This window comes from Stenotrophomonas sp. SBJS02 (assembly GCF_020428325.2).
GTDB lineage: Bacteria > Pseudomonadota > Gammaproteobacteria > Xanthomonadales > Xanthomonadaceae > Stenotrophomonas > Stenotrophomonas africana.
Genome location: NZ_CP109812.1, coordinates 2816802 through 2833286, shown reverse-complemented (window position 1 = coordinate 2833286; position 16485 = coordinate 2816802). Strand labels below are relative to the sequence as shown.

The 16485-nt window shown below is 65.1% G+C and carries 17 protein-coding genes and 1 pseudogene; 12 read left to right on the top strand and 6 right to left on the bottom strand.

The features are described 5' to 3' along the window. Positions 1-48: 48 nt before the first annotated feature. The 5 genes from FQS62_RS13170 to FQS62_RS13150 all read right to left on the bottom strand — a co-directional run bounded on the left by FQS62_RS13170 (position 49) and on the right by FQS62_RS13150 (position 5030). Entirely contained in the window at positions 49-396 is a 348-nt protein-coding gene (locus FQS62_RS13170) for an RcnB family protein (protein ID WP_208043079.1), read from the bottom strand. Positions 397-529: 133 nt separating this feature from the next. Next, complete coding sequence (locus tag FQS62_RS13165) at positions 530-1966, bottom strand: efflux transporter outer membrane subunit (protein ID WP_049447664.1); 1437 nt, start codon at positions 1964-1966, stop codon at positions 530-532. After that, complete coding sequence (locus FQS62_RS13160; RefSeq protein WP_107379732.1) at positions 1963-2847, bottom strand: HlyD family secretion protein; 885 nt, start codon at positions 2845-2847, stop codon at positions 1963-1965. Before FQS62_RS13160 ends, FQS62_RS13165 begins: the two co-directional genes overlap by 4 nt. Before the next feature lies 1 nt (position 2848). Continuing rightward, a complete protein-coding gene (locus FQS62_RS13155; RefSeq protein ID WP_049447662.1) occupies positions 2849-3058 on the bottom strand; it encodes a DUF1656 domain-containing protein in 210 nt (69 codons plus the stop codon). Then, positions 3048-5030, bottom strand: coding sequence for an FUSC family protein (locus tag FQS62_RS13150; RefSeq protein ID WP_268921779.1), 1983 nt, complete (start codon positions 5028-5030; stop codon positions 3048-3050). Before FQS62_RS13150 ends, FQS62_RS13155 begins: the two co-directional genes overlap by 11 nt. A gap of 69 nt (positions 5031-5099) precedes the next feature. On the opposite strand from FQS62_RS13150, the gene FQS62_RS13145 reads away from it, so the two are divergent. The 5 genes and pseudogenes from FQS62_RS13145 (at position 5100) to FQS62_RS13125 (ending at position 10445) form a co-directional block, all read left to right on the top strand. After that, positions 5100-5894 carry an AraC family transcriptional regulator gene (locus FQS62_RS13145; RefSeq protein WP_208043078.1) on the top strand — a complete coding sequence of 265 codons (795 nt, stop codon included), beginning with the start codon at positions 5100-5102 and terminating at the stop codon, positions 5892-5894. A gap of 18 nt (positions 5895-5912) precedes the next feature. Beyond that, a pseudogene (locus FQS62_RS13140) lies at positions 5913-6903 on the top strand (RHS repeat protein); the annotation flags it as partial. A gap of 1291 nt (positions 6904-8194) precedes the next feature. After that, entirely contained in the window at positions 8195-9412 is a 1218-nt protein-coding gene (locus FQS62_RS13135) for a S1 family peptidase (protein ID WP_208043077.1), read from the top strand. A 249-nt stretch (positions 9413-9661) separates the two neighbouring features. After that, complete coding sequence (locus FQS62_RS13130; protein ID WP_226053615.1) at positions 9662-10099, top strand: hypothetical protein; 438 nt, start codon at positions 9662-9664, stop codon at positions 10097-10099. Between the two features lie 10 nt (positions 10100-10109). Continuing rightward, a complete protein-coding gene (locus FQS62_RS13125; RefSeq protein ID WP_208043076.1) occupies positions 10110-10445 on the top strand; it encodes a DUF6984 family protein in 336 nt (111 codons plus the stop codon). A 45-nt stretch (positions 10446-10490) separates the two neighbouring features. Here FQS62_RS13125 and FQS62_RS13120 read toward each other — a convergent pair whose 3' ends face one another. Next, a complete protein-coding gene (locus FQS62_RS13120) occupies positions 10491-10865 on the bottom strand; it encodes a hypothetical protein (RefSeq protein ID WP_208043075.1) in 375 nt (124 codons plus the stop codon). Positions 10866-11431: 566 nt separating this feature from the next. Here FQS62_RS13120 and moaA point away from each other — a divergent pair. The 7 genes from moaA to FQS62_RS13085 all read left to right on the top strand — a co-directional run bounded on the left by moaA (position 11432) and on the right by FQS62_RS13085 (position 16436). Then, positions 11432-12412, top strand: coding sequence for a GTP 3',8-cyclase MoaA (moaA, locus tag FQS62_RS13115; protein ID WP_226053616.1), 981 nt, complete (start codon positions 11432-11434; stop codon positions 12410-12412). Between the two features lie 8 nt (positions 12413-12420). After that, on the top strand, positions 12421-13416 hold the full coding sequence (gene moaCB, locus FQS62_RS13110) for a bifunctional molybdenum cofactor biosynthesis protein MoaC/MoaB (RefSeq protein WP_226053617.1): 996 nt from the start codon (positions 12421-12423) through the stop codon (positions 13414-13416). Beyond that, positions 13416-14669, top strand: coding sequence for a molybdopterin molybdotransferase MoeA (gene glp, locus FQS62_RS13105; protein WP_208043072.1), 1254 nt, complete (start codon positions 13416-13418; stop codon positions 14667-14669). The genes moaCB and glp overlap by 1 nt, the downstream gene beginning before the upstream one ends. After that, positions 14669-14929 carry a MoaD/ThiS family protein gene (locus FQS62_RS13100; protein WP_057499650.1) on the top strand — a complete coding sequence of 87 codons (261 nt, stop codon included), beginning with the start codon at positions 14669-14671 and terminating at the stop codon, positions 14927-14929. The genes glp and FQS62_RS13100 overlap by 1 nt, the downstream gene beginning before the upstream one ends. Before the next feature lie 3 nt (positions 14930-14932). Then, on the top strand, positions 14933-15421 hold the full coding sequence (locus FQS62_RS13095; protein WP_208043071.1) for a molybdenum cofactor biosynthesis protein MoaE: 489 nt from the start codon (positions 14933-14935) through the stop codon (positions 15419-15421). 104 nt (positions 15422-15525) lie between these two features. Next, positions 15526-16074 carry a molybdenum cofactor guanylyltransferase gene (locus FQS62_RS13090; protein ID WP_208043070.1) on the top strand — a complete coding sequence of 183 codons (549 nt, stop codon included), beginning with the start codon at positions 15526-15528 and terminating at the stop codon, positions 16072-16074. Then, positions 16071-16436 carry a hypothetical protein gene (locus tag FQS62_RS13085; RefSeq protein ID WP_049454398.1) on the top strand — a complete coding sequence of 122 codons (366 nt, stop codon included), beginning with the start codon at positions 16071-16073 and terminating at the stop codon, positions 16434-16436. Before FQS62_RS13090 ends, FQS62_RS13085 begins: the two co-directional genes overlap by 4 nt. The last annotated feature ends 49 nt before the right edge of the window (positions 16437-16485 follow it).

Below are 16485 nucleotides of genomic sequence, written 5' to 3'. Positions count from 1 at the left end.
AGGAGCGCCGCCGGGGCCCCGGCTACAGGGCCCCGGCGCGCTCCACATTCAACGATGCAGCGCGTCAACAATCAAGCCGGTTGCGATCTCCACCAACAGGTACTCGTTGTCGGACTGGCGCACCCAACGCCGGTCGCGGCCCGGCTCACGCAGGTGATAGCGCGCATAGTCGTTCACCCAGTATCGGCGATCCACTTCGGACCACGGCAGGCGCTCACCGCGTCGCCAGGCCTTCTTCTGCCAGCCCGGCGGCGGCGCATCACGGTTGTGGGGGCCGCCGGCATGCGGCGGCGGGCCGTTGCCGCGGGCGTGGTGCGGCGGATCCGCGAAGGCGGGAGCTGCGGCGAGTGCTGCGGCCGTACTCACGGCAAGGGCAAGCAGACGTATGGATGTCATCGGGATGTCTCCGTCATGGCCGCGGTATGCGGCGCTGTGAACGCGAATGTAGGGCAGGCCATGTGAATGAATACGGGTGTCGGCATGCCGTTCATGAACAGATCGGGTTGCGCCTGCTGCTGCGAAGATGATCTCAGCGTATCGCACCATCGGCTGTGTCGCCCGCAGCCCAACCGCCGCCCAGTGACAGGAACAGTTCCATCTGACGGTCGACCCGCTCCGCGCGCGAGGTGGCCAACGCGGACTCCGCATCTGCCAGCGCGGCCTGGGCCGAAAGCACGTCGAGAAAATCGATCCTGCCGAAACGGTAGAGTTGCTGTGCCTGCCCGGCGGCCCGCGCTGCGTCCATCCGCGCCTGCGCCAGGCTGCGCTCGCGTTCAAGCTCCTGCGTGCAGGCAGAAAGCGCGGTCTCGGTCTGGCGCAGTGCCCGCAGCACGATGCCGTCAAACGAAGCGAGAGCAGTATCTGCATTGGCACCAGCCGCTGCGATGCGGGCCTTGGCTGCGCGGCGGTTGGGCCAGTGCCATGACAGCACGGGGCCGATGCTCGCACCGAAGCTGTCGGCTGACAGCAGATGCGCCGGTGTGCCAGCCACGCCCGAGGAGGCGCCCAGAGTGATCTGCGGATAGAGCCCCGCCGTCTCGACACCGATCATTGCAGTCGCGGCGGCCAGGCTGCGTTCGGCTGCGCGTACGTCAGGGCGCCGCTGGAGCAGCTGCCAGCCGTCACCGACCGGCAATGCTTGCTCCAGCTCAGGGGGCTGTGGGCACCCTTCTGCTTCCCTGGGATAGTCCGCCGGGAGCCTGCCCATTAGTGCGGCCAGTTCGAGCAGTGAGGCCTGCCGTTCCGCCAGCAGGTGCGGTATCCCCGCCGCGCTGCGGTTGACGGCGGCACCGGCACGGCTGACATCGAAGTCCGTTCCGCGCCCGCCTGCAGCCAGGCGTCGGGTTGCCTCCAGCGTGGCGCGCTGTATCGCCAGCACTTGCCGGGTTGCGGCGAGCGTGTGATTGCGGGTGCACACCTGGAGATAGGCACGGGTGACGGCAGCAGCGACGACCACGCGGACCTGGTCGCGTGCCGCAGCAACCGCCTCCGCGTTCGCGTTGGCGGCTTCGATGCCGCGGCGGATGCCGCCTGCGAGGTCCAGCGGATAGGAGAGGTGAAGACCCAGCGCATAGGACTGCGGCGCGGCCGACGCCTGGGTGTAACCACCGGCATGGGCGAGCGTGCCCGATGCATCCACGTCGGCCTGCACGGCACCGCGCGCACGGTACTCCAGCACGGTAGCGCTGGCGCGCCGAAGGTTGGCATCGGCGGCGCGCAGGTCGGTATTGGCCGCCAGTGCTTCGCGTACGTAGGCGTCAAGCTGGGGGTCGCCATACAGTTGCCACCACCGATCCGGTGGCACGTCGTGACTGAACGATGCGTCCTGGCCTGAGACGAACGCCCGGGCCGCCCGGGGGGAGGCTGCGACGGCATTCGCAGGCAGGTGATAATCAGGGCCGGATACGCAGGCCGTCATCGGCAGCAGCAGGGCAAGCAGCCCACCACGTACGGTTCGCACGCTCACTTGCAGGCTCCCTGGGCCGAGGGCGTGATGGTCACGTTCGCAGTGCGACCCACGATCAGACGCGTATCCGCCGGCGCATCATCGATGTGGATGCGGACCGGGATGCGCTGTGCAAGCCTCACCCAGGTGTAGGTCGGCGCCACGGCCGGCAGCAGGTTGTGCGTGCTCGAGCGCTGATCGTCGGCAATGCCGGCGGCAATGGTGTCCACGTGTCCGCGGACATCGCGGGCGTCGCCCATCAGCCGGGCCACGGCGGCATCACCCTCGGTGATGCAGCCCAGTTTGGTTTCCTCGAAGTAGCCTTCGATACGCAGGCTGCCGGTATCGATCAGCGCCAGCGCCTGCGCACCGGGTTGCAGGTAGTCGCCCGCGTGCAGGTCCAGATTGGTGACGATGCCATCGGTAGTCGCGCGCACCTCGGTACGTCGCACGTTGAGCTGGGCTACGCGCTGTTCGGCTCGTGCCTGGGCAAGGGCGGCCAGCTCGGTATCGACCTTGGCGGCGTTGCGTTCGCGTGTTTCCGAGGCGACCAGGTTGCCAAGTGCGTTGTCGCGCGTCGATTCGCGGCGGGCCAGCGTCAGCGTCGCTCGTGCACTGCTGACCGCTGCGTCGGCCTTCTCAAGCGCGGCAGCGAAGCGCGGTTGATCCAGCACCAGCAGCAGCTGTCCGGCGCTGACCCGCTGGTTGTCGTGCACCAGCACCTGGGTGACCAGGCCTCCCATGTCCGACGCGACGCGCACCACATCGGCGCGCACCCGTCCATCACGCGTCCACGGGCGTGTTTCGTAACGATTCCAGAGGGACAGTGCAGCGACGACAGCAATCGCGAATACAACCAGCGTTGCGCTCCAGCGCCCGATGACAGCAAGCGTGTGTTTCATTTCATTTCTCGAACAGAGGCGCAAGCCGGATCATCAGCTCCGCCAGGATCACGAACAGGGAAAGGCCTACCAGCGGCCGTGCGGCGAACCAGCGGTACAGACCGAGGCTGGCGAGCAGACGTGAGGTCAGCATCGACAGCGCCAGCGCGGCGGCGGCCACGGCGAGCAGGCCGGGAATGAGCACGCCATCAATGGAAAGATCAGAAAACATGAGGTCGGTGCCGATGGGTGAGCGGGGGTGCCAGCAGGTCGCGGCGCAACCCGCAGAGCAGGTGCGACAGATGCTCCCGATCCGCGCTGCTGGCCACCGCTGCTTCTCGCATGCGGTCGAGCAGTTCCAGGAGATGGGCGTCGACACGGCGTGGCGCGTGGGCGCGGATCCTGAAATGTGCTGCGACGCGTTCGATCAGCGTCGCCTGAAGCGCTTGCATGCGCGGATCCTGCAGGCGCGTGTCCAGTGAGCGGAGTTGGCTGGATGCACGTGCCGCACGGACGTCCGCAAACAACGCTCGCAGGTCGTGTGCTGCGCTGGAACAGCCCTGCAACCTGGGAGCGAGCAGCCCGATTCGATCCAGCATGCGGCTGAGCCAGGCGCGGGTCATATCATCTTGTCCGGCGGCGTGTCGTGCGATGTCCCGACGGATCGAACGCTCCAGCCGTGCGCGGTTGCGGCCCGCATCGGCGGTCTGGAACAGCTGCATGCTGCACAGTGCCATTGCCGTACCGACGAACAACGCAACGCTGTTGTTGAGTGCGCCGACGATGTTGACCGTATTGGTCGCACCCAGGCCTGCGATGAGCGGGAAGGTCAATACCACGCCCAGGGCGGCCATGATGAAGGGCGGCCGGGCCAGGAACGATCCGCACAGCAGCAGCACCGGCGCGAACGCGGCAATCAGGCCGACGAAATCGGACAGCGCGGGGAAGATCAGCAGACCGTAGAGCAGGCCGACGGCAACGCCAATCAACGACCCCACCAGATAGCGCATGACATGCGGCGCCGGCGCTTCGAGGGTGCCGAACAGGACGCATGCAGTGCCGATGATGGACACCGCCGTGGCGCCCTCCGGCCAGCCGGTAACGATCCACAGCACGCAGCTCAGCAGGATGCCTACGAACGCGCCCAGCGCGCTGCGCAGGGCAAGCCGATGATCCCGGTGAAGTACCGCACCCTGCGCATGTCGGGCAAGGCGGGCAGGTACATGCCGGCGCCAGTCGGGGCGGGCAGCGCATAGTTGTGCCTGCAGCACGCGGCAGTCGGCGTGGGCGAGGTCGAGCTCGGCCTGTTGCGCGGCGAGGCCGGTCTGCATCAGCTCGCGCCAGCCAGGCGAATCCATGGCGCTGGCCTGTGATGAGCGCAGCCGTGCGAGGGAATCTTCCACCGCGCTGGAGAGCATCAGTACATCCAGCATCCGGTCATGCAGGGCACGCAGGATCTGCACCTGGGCCACGCCGTGGGCGCTGTCGAAGGGCAGGTGGATCGACAGCACATGCAGCTCGAGCAGGTCGGCGGCCACTTTCGAGCGGTCCGTCGCCAGCACCGTGTCCGATGCACCGGCGCGCATGTCGCGTGTCCATCGTTCCGCGTCATCCAGCACGGCAGCAACCCGCGCGTGCACGCGCATCGAGACCCGGCGCGGCAGCACCAGCCCATGTACCAGCGTAGCCGCCAGGATGCCGATGGCGATTTCCTGCACCCGCGTGATGGCGATGGTGAACACGTCTCCCGGCACCATCACCGCAGGAAACCCGATCAGGCTGGTGGTATAGCCGGCCAGCAGGAACGCGTACGCACGTGGCGTGCGGTCGAGCATCGCCAGATACAGGCACAGCGCCATCCACGCCGCGAGCGCGGCGCTCAGCACCAGGGGTTCATTGGCGAAGCGTGGCACCAGCACGACGGTGGCGACGGCCCCGCCCACGGTACCGAGCAGGCGGAACAGGCCGCGGCTCAGTGTTGCCCCGGAAAGGGGCTGCGACACCAGATAGACCGTCCCGATCACCCAGAATGGGCGATTCAGGCCGATCCGCAAGGAGACATACAGCCCCAGCGACGCGGCGAGCAGGCATTTGAGCGAGAACAGCAGCGCTTCCTGATCGGTCCTGAGGGCAGGGTTTTTCAACCGGGCAAATGCCTGGCGCATGTAGGGGCGGAACGGGGTGGGGGAGTGCATGCGGCTCATGCTAGTGATCGGCCGCACTGGCGAATTTCGCTACAATGACAGTCAATCGCTAAAACCGGTCATTGTGAGATGGCTCGCATTTCGCTCCCCGGCTTTGACCTGGACCCGGACGAGACCGATCGCCCGGCGGTCGCCAGCCGCCTGCAGGTGGCCGAGCACGACGCGGAGATTCCCGTGCATGAGCACCGCAAGGGTCAGCTCATTCTTGCGCTGCATGGGGCGGTGACCTGCGAAGTGGCCAATGCGTTGTGGATCGTGCCGCCCCGGTGTGGCGTCTGGATTCCGGGTGGCATGCCGCACAGCAACCGCGCCACCGCCAACGCGCGCCTGTGCTACCTGTTCGTCGAGCCCGGCATCGTCGATCTGCCCATGCAATGCGTGACGCTGGCGATCTCCCCGATGCTGCGCGAGATGATCCTGCACCTGGCCGACGCGCCGCTGGACTACCCGCATGGCAGCCGCACCGACCGGCTGGCGCGCGTGTTGCTGGACGAGCTGGTACAGATGCCGGCCGAGCACCTGTCGTTGCCGGTCAGCCATCACCCGAAGGTGCGTGCGCTGGCGGCGGCGCTGTCGGCGGATCCGGCAGACCGCAGCACCATCAGCCAGTGGGCCGTGCGCCTGGCCCTGGGCGAGCGCACGCTGACCCGGTTGATTGAGCGGGAAACGGGCTTGTCCTTCGGACGTTGGCGGCAGCAGCTGCACCTGCTCATCGCCATTCGTGAACTCGCCGCGGGCGCACCGGTACAACGCGTTTCCGAGACGCTGGGCTATGAGTCGGTGACGGCCTTCATCACGATGTTCAAGAGGGCGCTTGGCCTTTCCCCGGCGCGGTACTTTGCGGTGCGCCTGCGCGGGCAGTAGCGGGGAACAACGGGGGAAGCCGTTGCCTGGAACGTGCGCGATATCCAGGGCCGCATCAGCCAGATCGGCCTGGCCCGGCCCGGCCAAGCCCGCCAGATCGTGGTGAACAACGTGACCTATGCGGCCTTCGGACCGGCGACCGGTTGGATTTATGGCAACGGCCGCCAGTTGCAGCGCCCGCTGGACCTCGACTATCGCCCGCAGGCGGTGCACGACCCGGCGGCAGGCGGCCTGTCGCTGGGCTACGGCTATGACCCGGTCGGCTCGGTCACCGAGCTGAAGAACGGCACGGGCTCGACGGTGTTGGCCAAAGTACGCCTACGACACGCTGGGTCGCCTGACCCAGACTCAGGACGGCGCGACCGGCACGCCGATCGAAACCTATGCCTACGACGCCACGGGCAATCGGACCGCGCTGACCACCTCGGCAGGCACCGCCAGCTACACCTATCCCGCAACCAGCCACCGGCTGACCGCCGTGGATGGCGAAGCGCGCACCCAGGACGCGGTGGGCAACACCGCCAGCATCGGCAGCAAGACGTTCATCTACAACGATGCAAACCGCATGAACGCGGTGAGGCAGGGTGATGCCGTGCTGGAAAGCTACGGTTACAACCATCGCGGCGAGCGCGTGCTGCGTACTCCAGCCGGTGGCGCAGCTTAGATCACGCTGTACGATGAGGCCGGACAGTGGCTGGGCAGTTATTCCGCCACGGGCGAGGCCCAGCAGCAGGCCATCTGGCTGGACAACTGCCCGGTGGCACTGATCAATGTGCCAAGCACTGGTGTGCCGGAGCTGGCCTACGTCCAGTCGGATCACCTAGGTACGCCGCGCGTGGTGTTCGATCGGGTACGGAATGTCTCGATCTGGGAGTGGAGCAACAAGAGCGAGGTATTCGGCAACCAGATTCCGAGTGCCGATCCGGATGGCGATGGTGTGGCGTTCGAACTGGCGTTGCGCTTCCCGGGCCAGCAGGCCACGGATGCGAGCGGGTTGTTCTACAACTATAGTGGTTCGATCAAAACATCAAGGGCGACTCCAGCGCTGACTCCGCTGCGGATCAGCTGGCAAACCGCCTCGGACGATCATCTGGACAATTGAGCCGTACGCGGAGTTGCTCGCAGATGTGCGGGAGCTATCGACCCGGTGGAAACTTCCCTTACTGATGACTCGGATGCCTCAGATGTACGCTCCCAAGCTGCTCCCAATCGTGACGCTGTCAATCGCACTTTCTGGTTGCATGGAAGTTGCCAGCACCGAGTATGCAGACCGCAATCAAGCCGTCTCAAGGCAAGCAATCGGTGAATCCAAATGGTTGCCTTCATGGTGCCAGAGGATGCAGTCAATATACGCGAGTCGCACGACATTGACACAAATGAATCGTGGCTGGTTTTCCTCCTGACCAGCGGGGCTCTTACTTTGCCCGAAGAATGTAGGCTGGTGAGCAGGCCGGAGTTGTCCGGCGCGCGAGTCATGCGGAGATTTCCACAGTTTGCTCGCAGCGCGTGGTCACGAGAATCAAGCTACTCCGGGATGTTCTATCTGTGCCCGGAGGGTGATGCTGGTCGCTGGGTCATGCGCGATGAAGAACAGGGCCTTGTCTACAGCCGAATAGCGCTATAAGTGGCTGGGCGGTCTCGCCTGGGAAGCGAAATGCGTGGCTGGCACTTGGCGATCTCCTTTCCCGGTGCCTGGTTCGCTACTTTCCGGCCGAGCGTCGAGGTCGGGCATGGGTCACATCGACCTCGCCACTGGCCATGTTCGCGAATGGGAAGGCGCTGTCAGAGCATCGCAGGTTCCGGCAGGTCCTGGGGCGCGTGGCCGTGGTGACGACTATATCGGAGGGGTTCTGTGATATCGGCTCCATGGCCTATTGTGGCTGCAGCGCAGGCGGCGGATGGAGGCGAATGGAAATGAAAGACAAAATGAGAGAAAGAGAGGCGCTGTCGCCAACTGGCTTCTATGACCAATACTATGCGGACAGTGGCCTGGATCAGGAAGTACAGCTCATACAACCGGAACGAAGTGGAACGGATGATTGAGCTGTCTTGCACGCAGCAGGAGCGGCTGGGTGTGTACGAAATTCTCAGGCAAGGAACCAATCGCCTGATCCATGAAGTGCTTAAACTCATCTAAAGATGCGCGAACGAACACCACCACAATACAGACGTCAGGGTGCACAATCATTCCACTGAGACTTGTGAGCTAGGTCGCGGTGTCGGAGGGTAGACAGTGCTAGGCTCGCGCATCGAGGCATGTGAAAGCCTCGATGATTTGTTACAAGCTCTGGAGATGTCGCATGAAATGGAAGGTTCTAGGATGCTCCGCAGCACTTCTTGTATCCACCTGTGCTTTGGCGCAGGTGCCTGACGCTGACACGCAAGAAGGCAAGGAGATGCAGATTCAGATTCACAGCTATTTGAGTGAACACCCCACGGTCTCGATAGACGAAGCAATCACGCGCCTAGCGGTACAAGGTGAGGTGATGTCGGATATTGAAGCGTTGCGTATCGAGTTCGCAGATCGTCTAACGGAACTGTCGATAAAAGACGCGCCAGATCAACACATCCTGGTTCAACTCAAGGGGCCAGATCCAGTCGCGGATCGAACGATTACCACCGAGAGCGGGACGACCCGTGTGGTGTTCGAGGTTGGTCACAAGTACACCCAGGACGAATTTTACGCGCTCCTTGCTCAGCACAGACCTCTTCTTCACAGCGCCATACCAGGAATCACGGGGACGACTGGGTTCCCAGGTGAAGAACGGGTGCTGATTGACATAAACGGCGACAGCCGCCAAGCAGAAGAGTTGAAGGATACAATCAAGAAGCTTGAAAGAGTCACCGGTCTCAAGATTGAAGTCCGCCCCAACATGCCGAAGTCAGTCAACGCGGAGTATGTTGTTGGCGGCGCCCCCCTCCAATCCAACAATAGCTACTGCACCTCAGGATTTCCGGTTATTCATAAGGCCACTGGACGAAGGGGTATCACCACTGCGGCGCATTGCCCCGACAATCTAATCTATGGCAACTACGCAACCGGCGCAGGGAAGTACACCGTGCCGCTGACGTTCGTGGACCAGATCAATGATGCGAGCCACGACGTTCAGTGGCATACGGTGGGGTCACACACACCGCTACGGGAGGTGTATGCCACCTCCACTTCGGATTACAGTAGGCGCCGCATCATGTACATGTGGACCAACGCTACTCAAGGCCAGAGCATGTGCTTCAGAGGCGTCACCAGCCAATACACCTGCGGAACAGTCGTGAGCATCAAGCACAGGCCCGAGCTCGCATGCGGTCCAACCGGAAACCTTCCCTGCGCGGACGCGTGGATACGCATCGAAGGATCGTCGTTGGCGTGCGGATTTGGAGATAGCGGTGCCGCTATCTTCTTCGGAGACAATGGATACGGCATTGTCGCTAAGGCAAGCCTGAAAGACGGAAGTTGCAAGGGAGTCTCCGCAATGCCTTGGGGCGCAGTCAGCGCATTAGGGCTGGAGGCAGGCGGTTAGTCGCTACAACGAAACGTCCGGCTGAGGATGCTGGCTTTGCATCCTCAACCGGATATCCGCGATCGACTCTTTTTAATTGATTAAGTGAGCACGCCCGGTCCCTCTGGAGTTGAGGCGGTCAAATCGATGCTGGACGTGGTGAAGGAGAAGAATGTTAAGAAGCTGGGCGGGGCCTGATCCAAAGGTTAATCGTCCAGTGTTTCCTGGGTAGCCATCAGCCGCCAAGTGCCTGCCGCGTGTCGAACTTTATTGGGGCGGCTCGTCGCTGGCGCGGTGGCGCTGTCTTGGGTTCTAGAACATCTCGATGTGCAGGGCGACGTTTGCGCGTGTCTCGTCGTGATTGCTTTAGATCCTCCGCTTTGTATGTTTCCCGCTACTGTCACTGGGGGAAATTCTCCATCGATGCGTTGTCATGGCTGTTTCCTATCCGGCTCATGCCGCACAGGATGTCTGCTCGCGCAGAACGCTCTGCCAGTTTTACTGGGTGGAGAGCGAATTGAGTTCGCCAAGGTTGACGATAACGAGCCGGGACTTGCTGATCTTCTTGATCGTTGGAAGGCGGTCGGCTATCCGTTGTCCGGCCTGAAGTGTTTTCGTATCGAGACCAGCTCGACCGGAAGCGTCATTCTCATCTACGCCAAGACATGGCGGATCGAGCATCTGCCGATGGCGGACGCGGTGCCCTGAAGGACACTCCGTGCCCAGATTGCTCACCCCCGACGAGGTCTCCCTCATCCACAGGCTGCTGCCGGAGACGACCGAGCTGTCCGAACGGTTGTTGAAGGATCTGGCGCTGGCCCAGGTGGAGGACGTGGAGGTCGTCGGATTCGGGGGCGTGGTGTTCCTGTCCAGCACGACCCAGGTCTTCGGAAGCGACATTGCCACGGCGATGCTTGCCGATGCCGACGGCGTGCCGGTGAGAGTCACCCTGTGCCTGGACAATCACGATCAGCTCTTCGAGCTGGAGCTGTGGAAGGTGGACTTCTCGCCGATCATCGGCGTCGATCTGAGGAGCGCTTTCAGCGAGCACTGACGCCTGCTGAAAGCGATCCAAGCTGAAGGGCGTTGTGCATCGCCTTCACCCTTCGGGCTGCAACCGCCCCACCGCCTGGGCGCACAACGACTGGCAGGCCATGACCAACCCCTCCATCACCCGGTCGCCCACGTACTCTTCCGGTTCGCCGTTCTGGCTGGTGCGTTCGGCTGCCAGCAGCATTTCCAGCACCACCCGCAACCCGGTTAACGCGCAATCGGCGTCGGCCAGGGCCAGGCAGCGCCCGGGCAGCTGATGCCGCTCCGGCCAGGGTTGTCCGTCGGCCGCCGCACCGGAGCCGATGCGGTGGAGATTGGCAATGAAGGTGTTCCGGTCAACCGTAGTCGCAACCGGTGGCGAACCCTCGTCGCGGGCCGTGCTGCGGAAGGCGTGCAGATGGGGGAAGTCCGATTCGTTCATGGCAAGGCTCCGTGCAGGGCAATCGGTAGCCGCCACCCATAAAAGTGGCGGGCGGTACGTGGTTCGAACACCGGGTTGATGTCAGTCCGGCGGGCCCGAAGGCCCCCACGCACCGCCCGCCATAGCCGGCAGACGGATTGCCAGCCGGCGCCACGCTAGGGTGGCGCCGGCTGGCAAGCGCATACATCAACATCAACTCGGGTGTTCGAAGCCCGGCCACCCTTTTCCGGTGGCACGCCATCTGAGCCCTTGGCGCTGTGCAATGCCAATCAGAAGAGTTGCAAACATCACTCGATTGGAGACGCTTTTGACATTGTCCTACGCTGTTAAGCCCCGGAAGTGCTGGCTGGCGTAGTGATCCGCCCGCAACGTGCAATCTGCGACAGGTGTCGAGGTTGTCACGGCGAACGGGACGGGCGGGGCGGGCCTATCACGACAGGTGGCGCCAATTCAGGCTGCGTGCCTCCCGGGTTGACGCTTTCAACGCCCCAGCGCACTCTGCGGGCTGGGGTCGACAACCCGTTCAGGGGCAGGGCTGCAGGGTGGTACCAGGAGGCGGAACAGCCATGAGCCAACTCACCGATAGTTTCGGACGCAGCTTTCCGTACCTGCGCTTGTCGCTCACCGAAGCCTGCAACTTCCGGTGCAGCTACTGCCTGCCCGATGGGTACCAGGCCGACGGCCACCCGCGTTTCCTGCAGGTGGAGGAGATCGGCCGCCTGGTGCGGGCCTTTGCCGCGCTGGGCATGAGCAAGATCCGCCTGACCGGTGGCGAGCCCAGCCTGCGCAAGGATCTGGACGAGATCATCGCCACCGTGGCGGCGGTGCCAGGCATCCGCAAGGTGGCCATCACCACCAACGGCACGCTGCTGCCGCGGCGCCTGCCGGGCTGGCACCGGGCAGGCCTGACTGCGCTGAACGTGAGCATGGACAGCCTGCAGCGCGAACGCTTCAAGACCATCACCGGGCACGACCGCCTGCCGGAGATCGAACAGGGCCTGGCCTTGGCGCAGGCGTTGGGCCTGCAGGCGATCAAGCTCAACGCGGTGCTGCTGCGCGGCCTGAACGACGACGAGCTGCCGCAGTGGATGGACTACCTGCGTGACCGGCCCTTCAGCGTGCGCTTCATCGAACTGATGCGCACCGGCGATAACGAAGCCTATTTCCAGCGCCACCACCTGCGCGCCGACCTGGTGATCGAGCAGCTGCTGGCCGCGGGCTGGCACGAGCGCCCCCGTGCGGCCGATGCCGGCCCGGCGCGCGAGTTCGGCCACCCCGACCATCGCGGCAGCATCGGCATCATCGCCCCGTATTCGCGTGACTTCTGCAAGGGCTGCAACCGCCTGCGGGTGACCGCCAAGGGTGACCTGCGGCTGTGCCTGTTCGGCGAGTTCGGCGTACCGCTGCGCCCGCTGCTACAGCACGACGATGACCACGACGCGCTGCTGGCACGCATCACCACCCAGCTTGGCCTGAAAGCGGCCGGGCATGGACTGCACCAGGGCCAGACCGGGCTGACCCCGCACCTGGCCTCCATTGGAGGATGAGCAACACGATGAGTGGGGAATTGAACGCGGCCTTCCACATGGCCGATGTGCGCAATAAGCGCATCAGCCGCCGCCGTGCGGTGGCGGTGGGCGAGCTGCATGCCGGTCCGGCGGCCTATCCGCTGATTGTCGAGCGCCGCCTGCCCAAGGGCGATGCGCTGGTGATGGCCGAGATTGCCGGCCTGCAGGGCGCCAAGATGGCGTCGATGCTGATGCCGCTGTGCCATCCGCTGCCGCTGGAACTGGTGCAGGTGTTCTGCGCGCCGGTACCGGAACGGCAGGCGATCCGCGTGTGGTGCGAGTGCGCGAGCGAGGCGCGCACCGGCGTGGAGATGGAGGCACTGGCCGGCGTCAACGCGGCGCTGCTGACCCTGTACGACCTGAGCAAACCAGTGGAACCGGCCCTGCGCATCGAAGGCATCCGCCTGCTGTTCAAGGAAGGCGGCAAGCGCGGGGTCTGGCTGCACCCGGACGGCATGGACGAGGCCGAGCGCGCGCGTTTCAAGCCGCGTGCGCCGAAGGGCCTGCAGGGCGCGGCCTGCGCGGTGATCACCCTGAGCGATCGCGCCAGCGAGGGTACCTATGAAGATATCTCTGGCCCGACCCTGGTGGCCGGGCTGAAGAAGCTGGGGGGCGTGGTGGTAGCCGCCGAAGTACTGCCCGATGGCATTGAGCCGTTGGCGGGCCGCCTGCAGGCCTTGGCCGCCGAGGGCGTGCGCCTGTGCCTGTGTACCGGCGGTACCGGGCTGGGCCCGCGCGACCTGACTCCGGAGGCGCTGCGTTCGTTGAATGCGCGGCCGGTGCATGGCCTGGCGCAGATGGTGCGGGCGCTGAGCGCGCAACATACGCCGATGGCCTGGTTGAGCCGCGCCGAGGTGGTGCAGCTGGGCAACATGCTGGTGTTCGCGCTGCCGGGCAGCCCGAAGGCGGCGGCGCAGTGCCTGGACATCCTGACGCCGGTGCTGGGCCATGCCCTGGCCATGGTCGATGGCGGTGGCCACTGATGATTGCCTACAGCGAGGCCTTGCAGCACCTGCTGGACGCGGCCACACCGCTGCCGGCCGAACATCTGCCGCTGCATGAGGCCGGCGGCCGTACACTGGCCAGCGACATCCACAGTGGGCAGTCGTTGCCGCCGTTCGATAACTCGGCGATGGACGGCTTCGCGCTGCGCGCCAACGGCGCGACGTTCGAAGCCGGTACCGAATTTGCCGTGCAGGGTTGGCAGGCGGCCGGCGATGCTGGCGCCGAAGGCGGCGAGGGGACCTGGGAAATCATGACCGGTGCGCGCATGCCGGTCGGGCTGGATACGGTGGTGCCGGTCGAGAACGTGGAGATCCTCGCCAGCGAGGAAGGACGCCCGACCCGCATTGCCTTGAAGGGCACGGTAAAGCCGGGCCAGAACGTACGCCTGCGTGGCGAAGACGTTAGCGACGGCGAGCGCGTGCTGCAGACCGGGCAGGTGCTGGACATCAACGCGCGCACCTTGCTGCATGCCATCGGCGTGGCTCAGGTGGCGGTGATGGCACGGCCGAAGGCCGCGGTGATCGCCACCGGCAAGGAGCTGGTGACCGAGGCGGCGCAGACGCTGGCATCCGGGCAGATCCGTGACAGCAACCGGCCGTACCTGGTCGGCCGCCTGCAGGCCGCCGGTGCCGAGGTGGTCTGGCAGGGCACGGTGGGCGATGAGGTGGCCGCGTTCAACGCGGTACTGGATGCAGCGCTGGACGCGGGTGCGCAGCTGTTGATCAGCACCGGCGCGGTGTCGGCCGGCCGCTACGATTTCATTCCCGACGCGCTGCGCGGCCGGGGTGCGCGCATCGTGTTCCACAAGGTGGCGATCCGCCCCGGCAAGCCGTTGCTGTTCGCGGTGCTGCCCAATGGTGCGCTGTACTTCGGCCTGCCGGGCAACCCGGTGTCGGCTGCGGTGGGCCAGCGCTTCTTCGTCGAGCCGGTGCTGCGCCGCCTGCTGGGGCTGGTACCTGAGCCGGTGCTGACGTTGCCGTTGCAGGCCGACGTGCGCACGCCGCCCGGCCTGCGCTTCCACGCGCGGGCGCGGGTGGAAGTGGACGCGCAGGGCCGCCTGAGTGCGCGCGTGCTGGCCGGGCAGGAGTCGTTCCGTTTGATGTCCATGCTGCAGGCCAACGCTTGGGTGGTGCTCGAAGGCGAGGGCGGCGTGGTCGCCGCCGGCACGCCGGTGCGTGTGCAGGGCTGGGGTCATCATGACCCGGTGCAGCTGGCGAGCCAGGAGTCATGATGAGACAGGTGAATCTGCAGTTGTTCGGTGCGTTTTCTGATCTGGACGCCAGCCGCGAAATCGCGGTGGAAGTGGCTGGCGGCACTGTGGCCGATCTGCGCCAGGCGCTGCGTGAGCTGCTGCCGGTGCGGTGGCCGGGTTTCCGTGCCGGCTTGCTGGATTACTCGGCGTTCGCCGATCAGCAACGCGTGCTGCGCGACCATGACGCGCTGCCCGACGACGGCCGGGTGGCGATCCTGCCGCCGGTGAGCGGGGGCTGAGCGATGAACGAAAAGATCATCGCGAAGGTGGTGGACCGCGCGCAGGCGGCGATCGATCCGGCCGAAGGCATCGCGGCGGTCTCCGATCCCGGCTTCGGCGGCATCGATGTGTTCATCGGCAAGGTGCGTGACGTCAATGTGGGCCGGCGGGTGACCGGGATCACCTACGATCTGTTCGAACCGCTGGTGCTGAACGAGTTCAAGCGGTTGGCGGCAGAGGTCGAGGCCACGTTCGGTCCGAAGCTGAAGCTGTACGTGGCGCATGCCAAGGGCCGGTTGGGCATCGGCGACGTGGCGGTGGTGGTGGCCGCCGGCAGTCCGCACCGTGACGAGGCGTTCCGCGCCTGCCGGCAGTTGATCGAGGTGGTCAAGCACCAGTGCCCGATCTGGAAGCAGGAGCATTACGAGGACGGCGACAGCGAGTGGAGCGAGGGCTGCAGCCTGTGCCATACGGACGGCGAAGCCTTGCACCCCCATGGCCACGGGCATTGACCGCGCCCTTAGGAGGGCGCCGGGTCCAGTAGATCCACGCCATGCGTGGATGAGGCTCTCCCGATGAATCCGGTGGGCGCAGCCACGCATGGCGTGGCTCTACCATGAATGGAACCATCAACGGCATCGTGCTGGCCGGTGGCCTGTCCGCCCGCATGGGCCGCGACAAGGCACTGCTGCCCTGGCAGGGCCGCACATTGCTGGAACACATGCGCGGCCTGTTGAAGCAGGCGGGCGCGCGCGAGGTCTGGGTCAGCGGCAACTACCCGGCGTTTGGCGGAATCCCGGATCGGGTTGCACGCTGCGGCCCACTGGGCGGCCTCTACAGTGTGGCGATGCAGATGACGGATGGCCCTGCCTGGGTGGTGCCGGTCGATACGCCGCGGGTGACACCCGCGCTGTTGCAGCGCCTGCAGGCCGATCAAGCGCGCGCCTGCACGGTATTCGACGATGAACCGTTGCCGATGCGGTTGCAGATCGATGATCATTGCCGCCGCGTGCTGCAGGCCTTGATCGATGACCCGACGGCGCGCCGTTCACTGCGCGCCCTGCAGGAACGCCTGGGCGTGACACGGTTGCCACTGGCGCCGGAGGATCAGGCGTTGCTGCTCAACTGCAATACCCCGTCGGAATGGGAGTCCATCACAGCATGAAGGTCCAGCTGCAACAGCAATCGATGCGCCTGCGCGTGGATGAAGAAGAACTGGCACGATTGCTGGCAGGTGAATCGGTGGAGAACCTGACGCGCTTTGGTGGCAGCGGTGGCTGGGGCGTGGCGCTGTCGCTGCATGCCGGCGACCAGGCCGTGCTGCTCGATGGCGGGACATTCTGCCGGTTGGTGCTGCCGCGCCAGGCCGTTGAGTCGCTGGCGGGGAGGCTGCCTTGCCGCGATGGGCTGGGCTTCGGTATTGCCCTGGATGACGACAGCATGTTGCAGCTCCAGTTCGATGTGGACGTGCGCGACAGCGTGCGCCAGCGTGGCCCGCAACGACGTGCTGAACCTGCGCCCGAGTAGGCGCAGGTTGCGCAGGGCCGGGTGGTGCGCTGTCGTATGATGAGGGCCT

What these genes read in the sequence shown, in the direction of transcription:
- FQS62_RS13160 (WP_107379732.1), bottom strand. Translation starts at nt 2,847, where the DNA reads ATGAAACACACGCTTGCTGTCATCGGGCGCTGGAGCGCAACGCTGGTT.
- moaA (WP_226053616.1), top strand. Translation starts at nt 11,432, where the DNA reads ATGAGCCAACTCACCGATAGTTTCGGACGCAGCTTTCCGTACCTGCGC.
- FQS62_RS13095 (WP_208043071.1), top strand. Translation starts at nt 14,933, where the DNA reads ATGAACGAAAAGATCATCGCGAAGGTGGTGGACCGCGCGCAGGCGGCG.
- FQS62_RS13150 (WP_268921779.1), bottom strand. Translation starts at nt 5,030, where the DNA reads ATGAGCCGCATGCACTCCCCCACCCCGTTCCGCCCCTACATGCGCCAG.
- FQS62_RS13170 (WP_208043079.1), bottom strand. Translation starts at nt 396, where the DNA reads ATGACATCCATACGTCTGCTTGCCCTTGCCGTGAGTACGGCCGCAGCA.
- FQS62_RS13135 (WP_208043077.1), top strand. Translation starts at nt 8,195, where the DNA reads ATGAAATGGAAGGTTCTAGGATGCTCCGCAGCACTTCTTGTATCCACC.
- FQS62_RS13120 (WP_208043075.1), bottom strand. Translation starts at nt 10,865, where the DNA reads ATGAACGAATCGGACTTCCCCCATCTGCACGCCTTCCGCAGCACGGCC.
- moaCB (WP_226053617.1), top strand. Translation starts at nt 12,421, where the DNA reads ATGAGTGGGGAATTGAACGCGGCCTTCCACATGGCCGATGTGCGCAAT.
- FQS62_RS13085 (WP_049454398.1), top strand. Translation starts at nt 16,071, where the DNA reads ATGAAGGTCCAGCTGCAACAGCAATCGATGCGCCTGCGCGTGGATGAA.
- FQS62_RS13155 (WP_049447662.1), bottom strand. Translation starts at nt 3,058, where the DNA reads ATGTTTTCTGATCTTTCCATTGATGGCGTGCTCATTCCCGGCCTGCTC.
- FQS62_RS13145 (WP_208043078.1), top strand. Translation starts at nt 5,100, where the DNA reads ATGGCTCGCATTTCGCTCCCCGGCTTTGACCTGGACCCGGACGAGACC.
- FQS62_RS13100 (WP_057499650.1), top strand. Translation starts at nt 14,669, where the DNA reads ATGAGACAGGTGAATCTGCAGTTGTTCGGTGCGTTTTCTGATCTGGAC.
- FQS62_RS13090 (WP_208043070.1), top strand. Translation starts at nt 15,526, where the DNA reads ATGAATGGAACCATCAACGGCATCGTGCTGGCCGGTGGCCTGTCCGCC.
- glp (WP_208043072.1), top strand. Translation starts at nt 13,416, where the DNA reads ATGATTGCCTACAGCGAGGCCTTGCAGCACCTGCTGGACGCGGCCACA.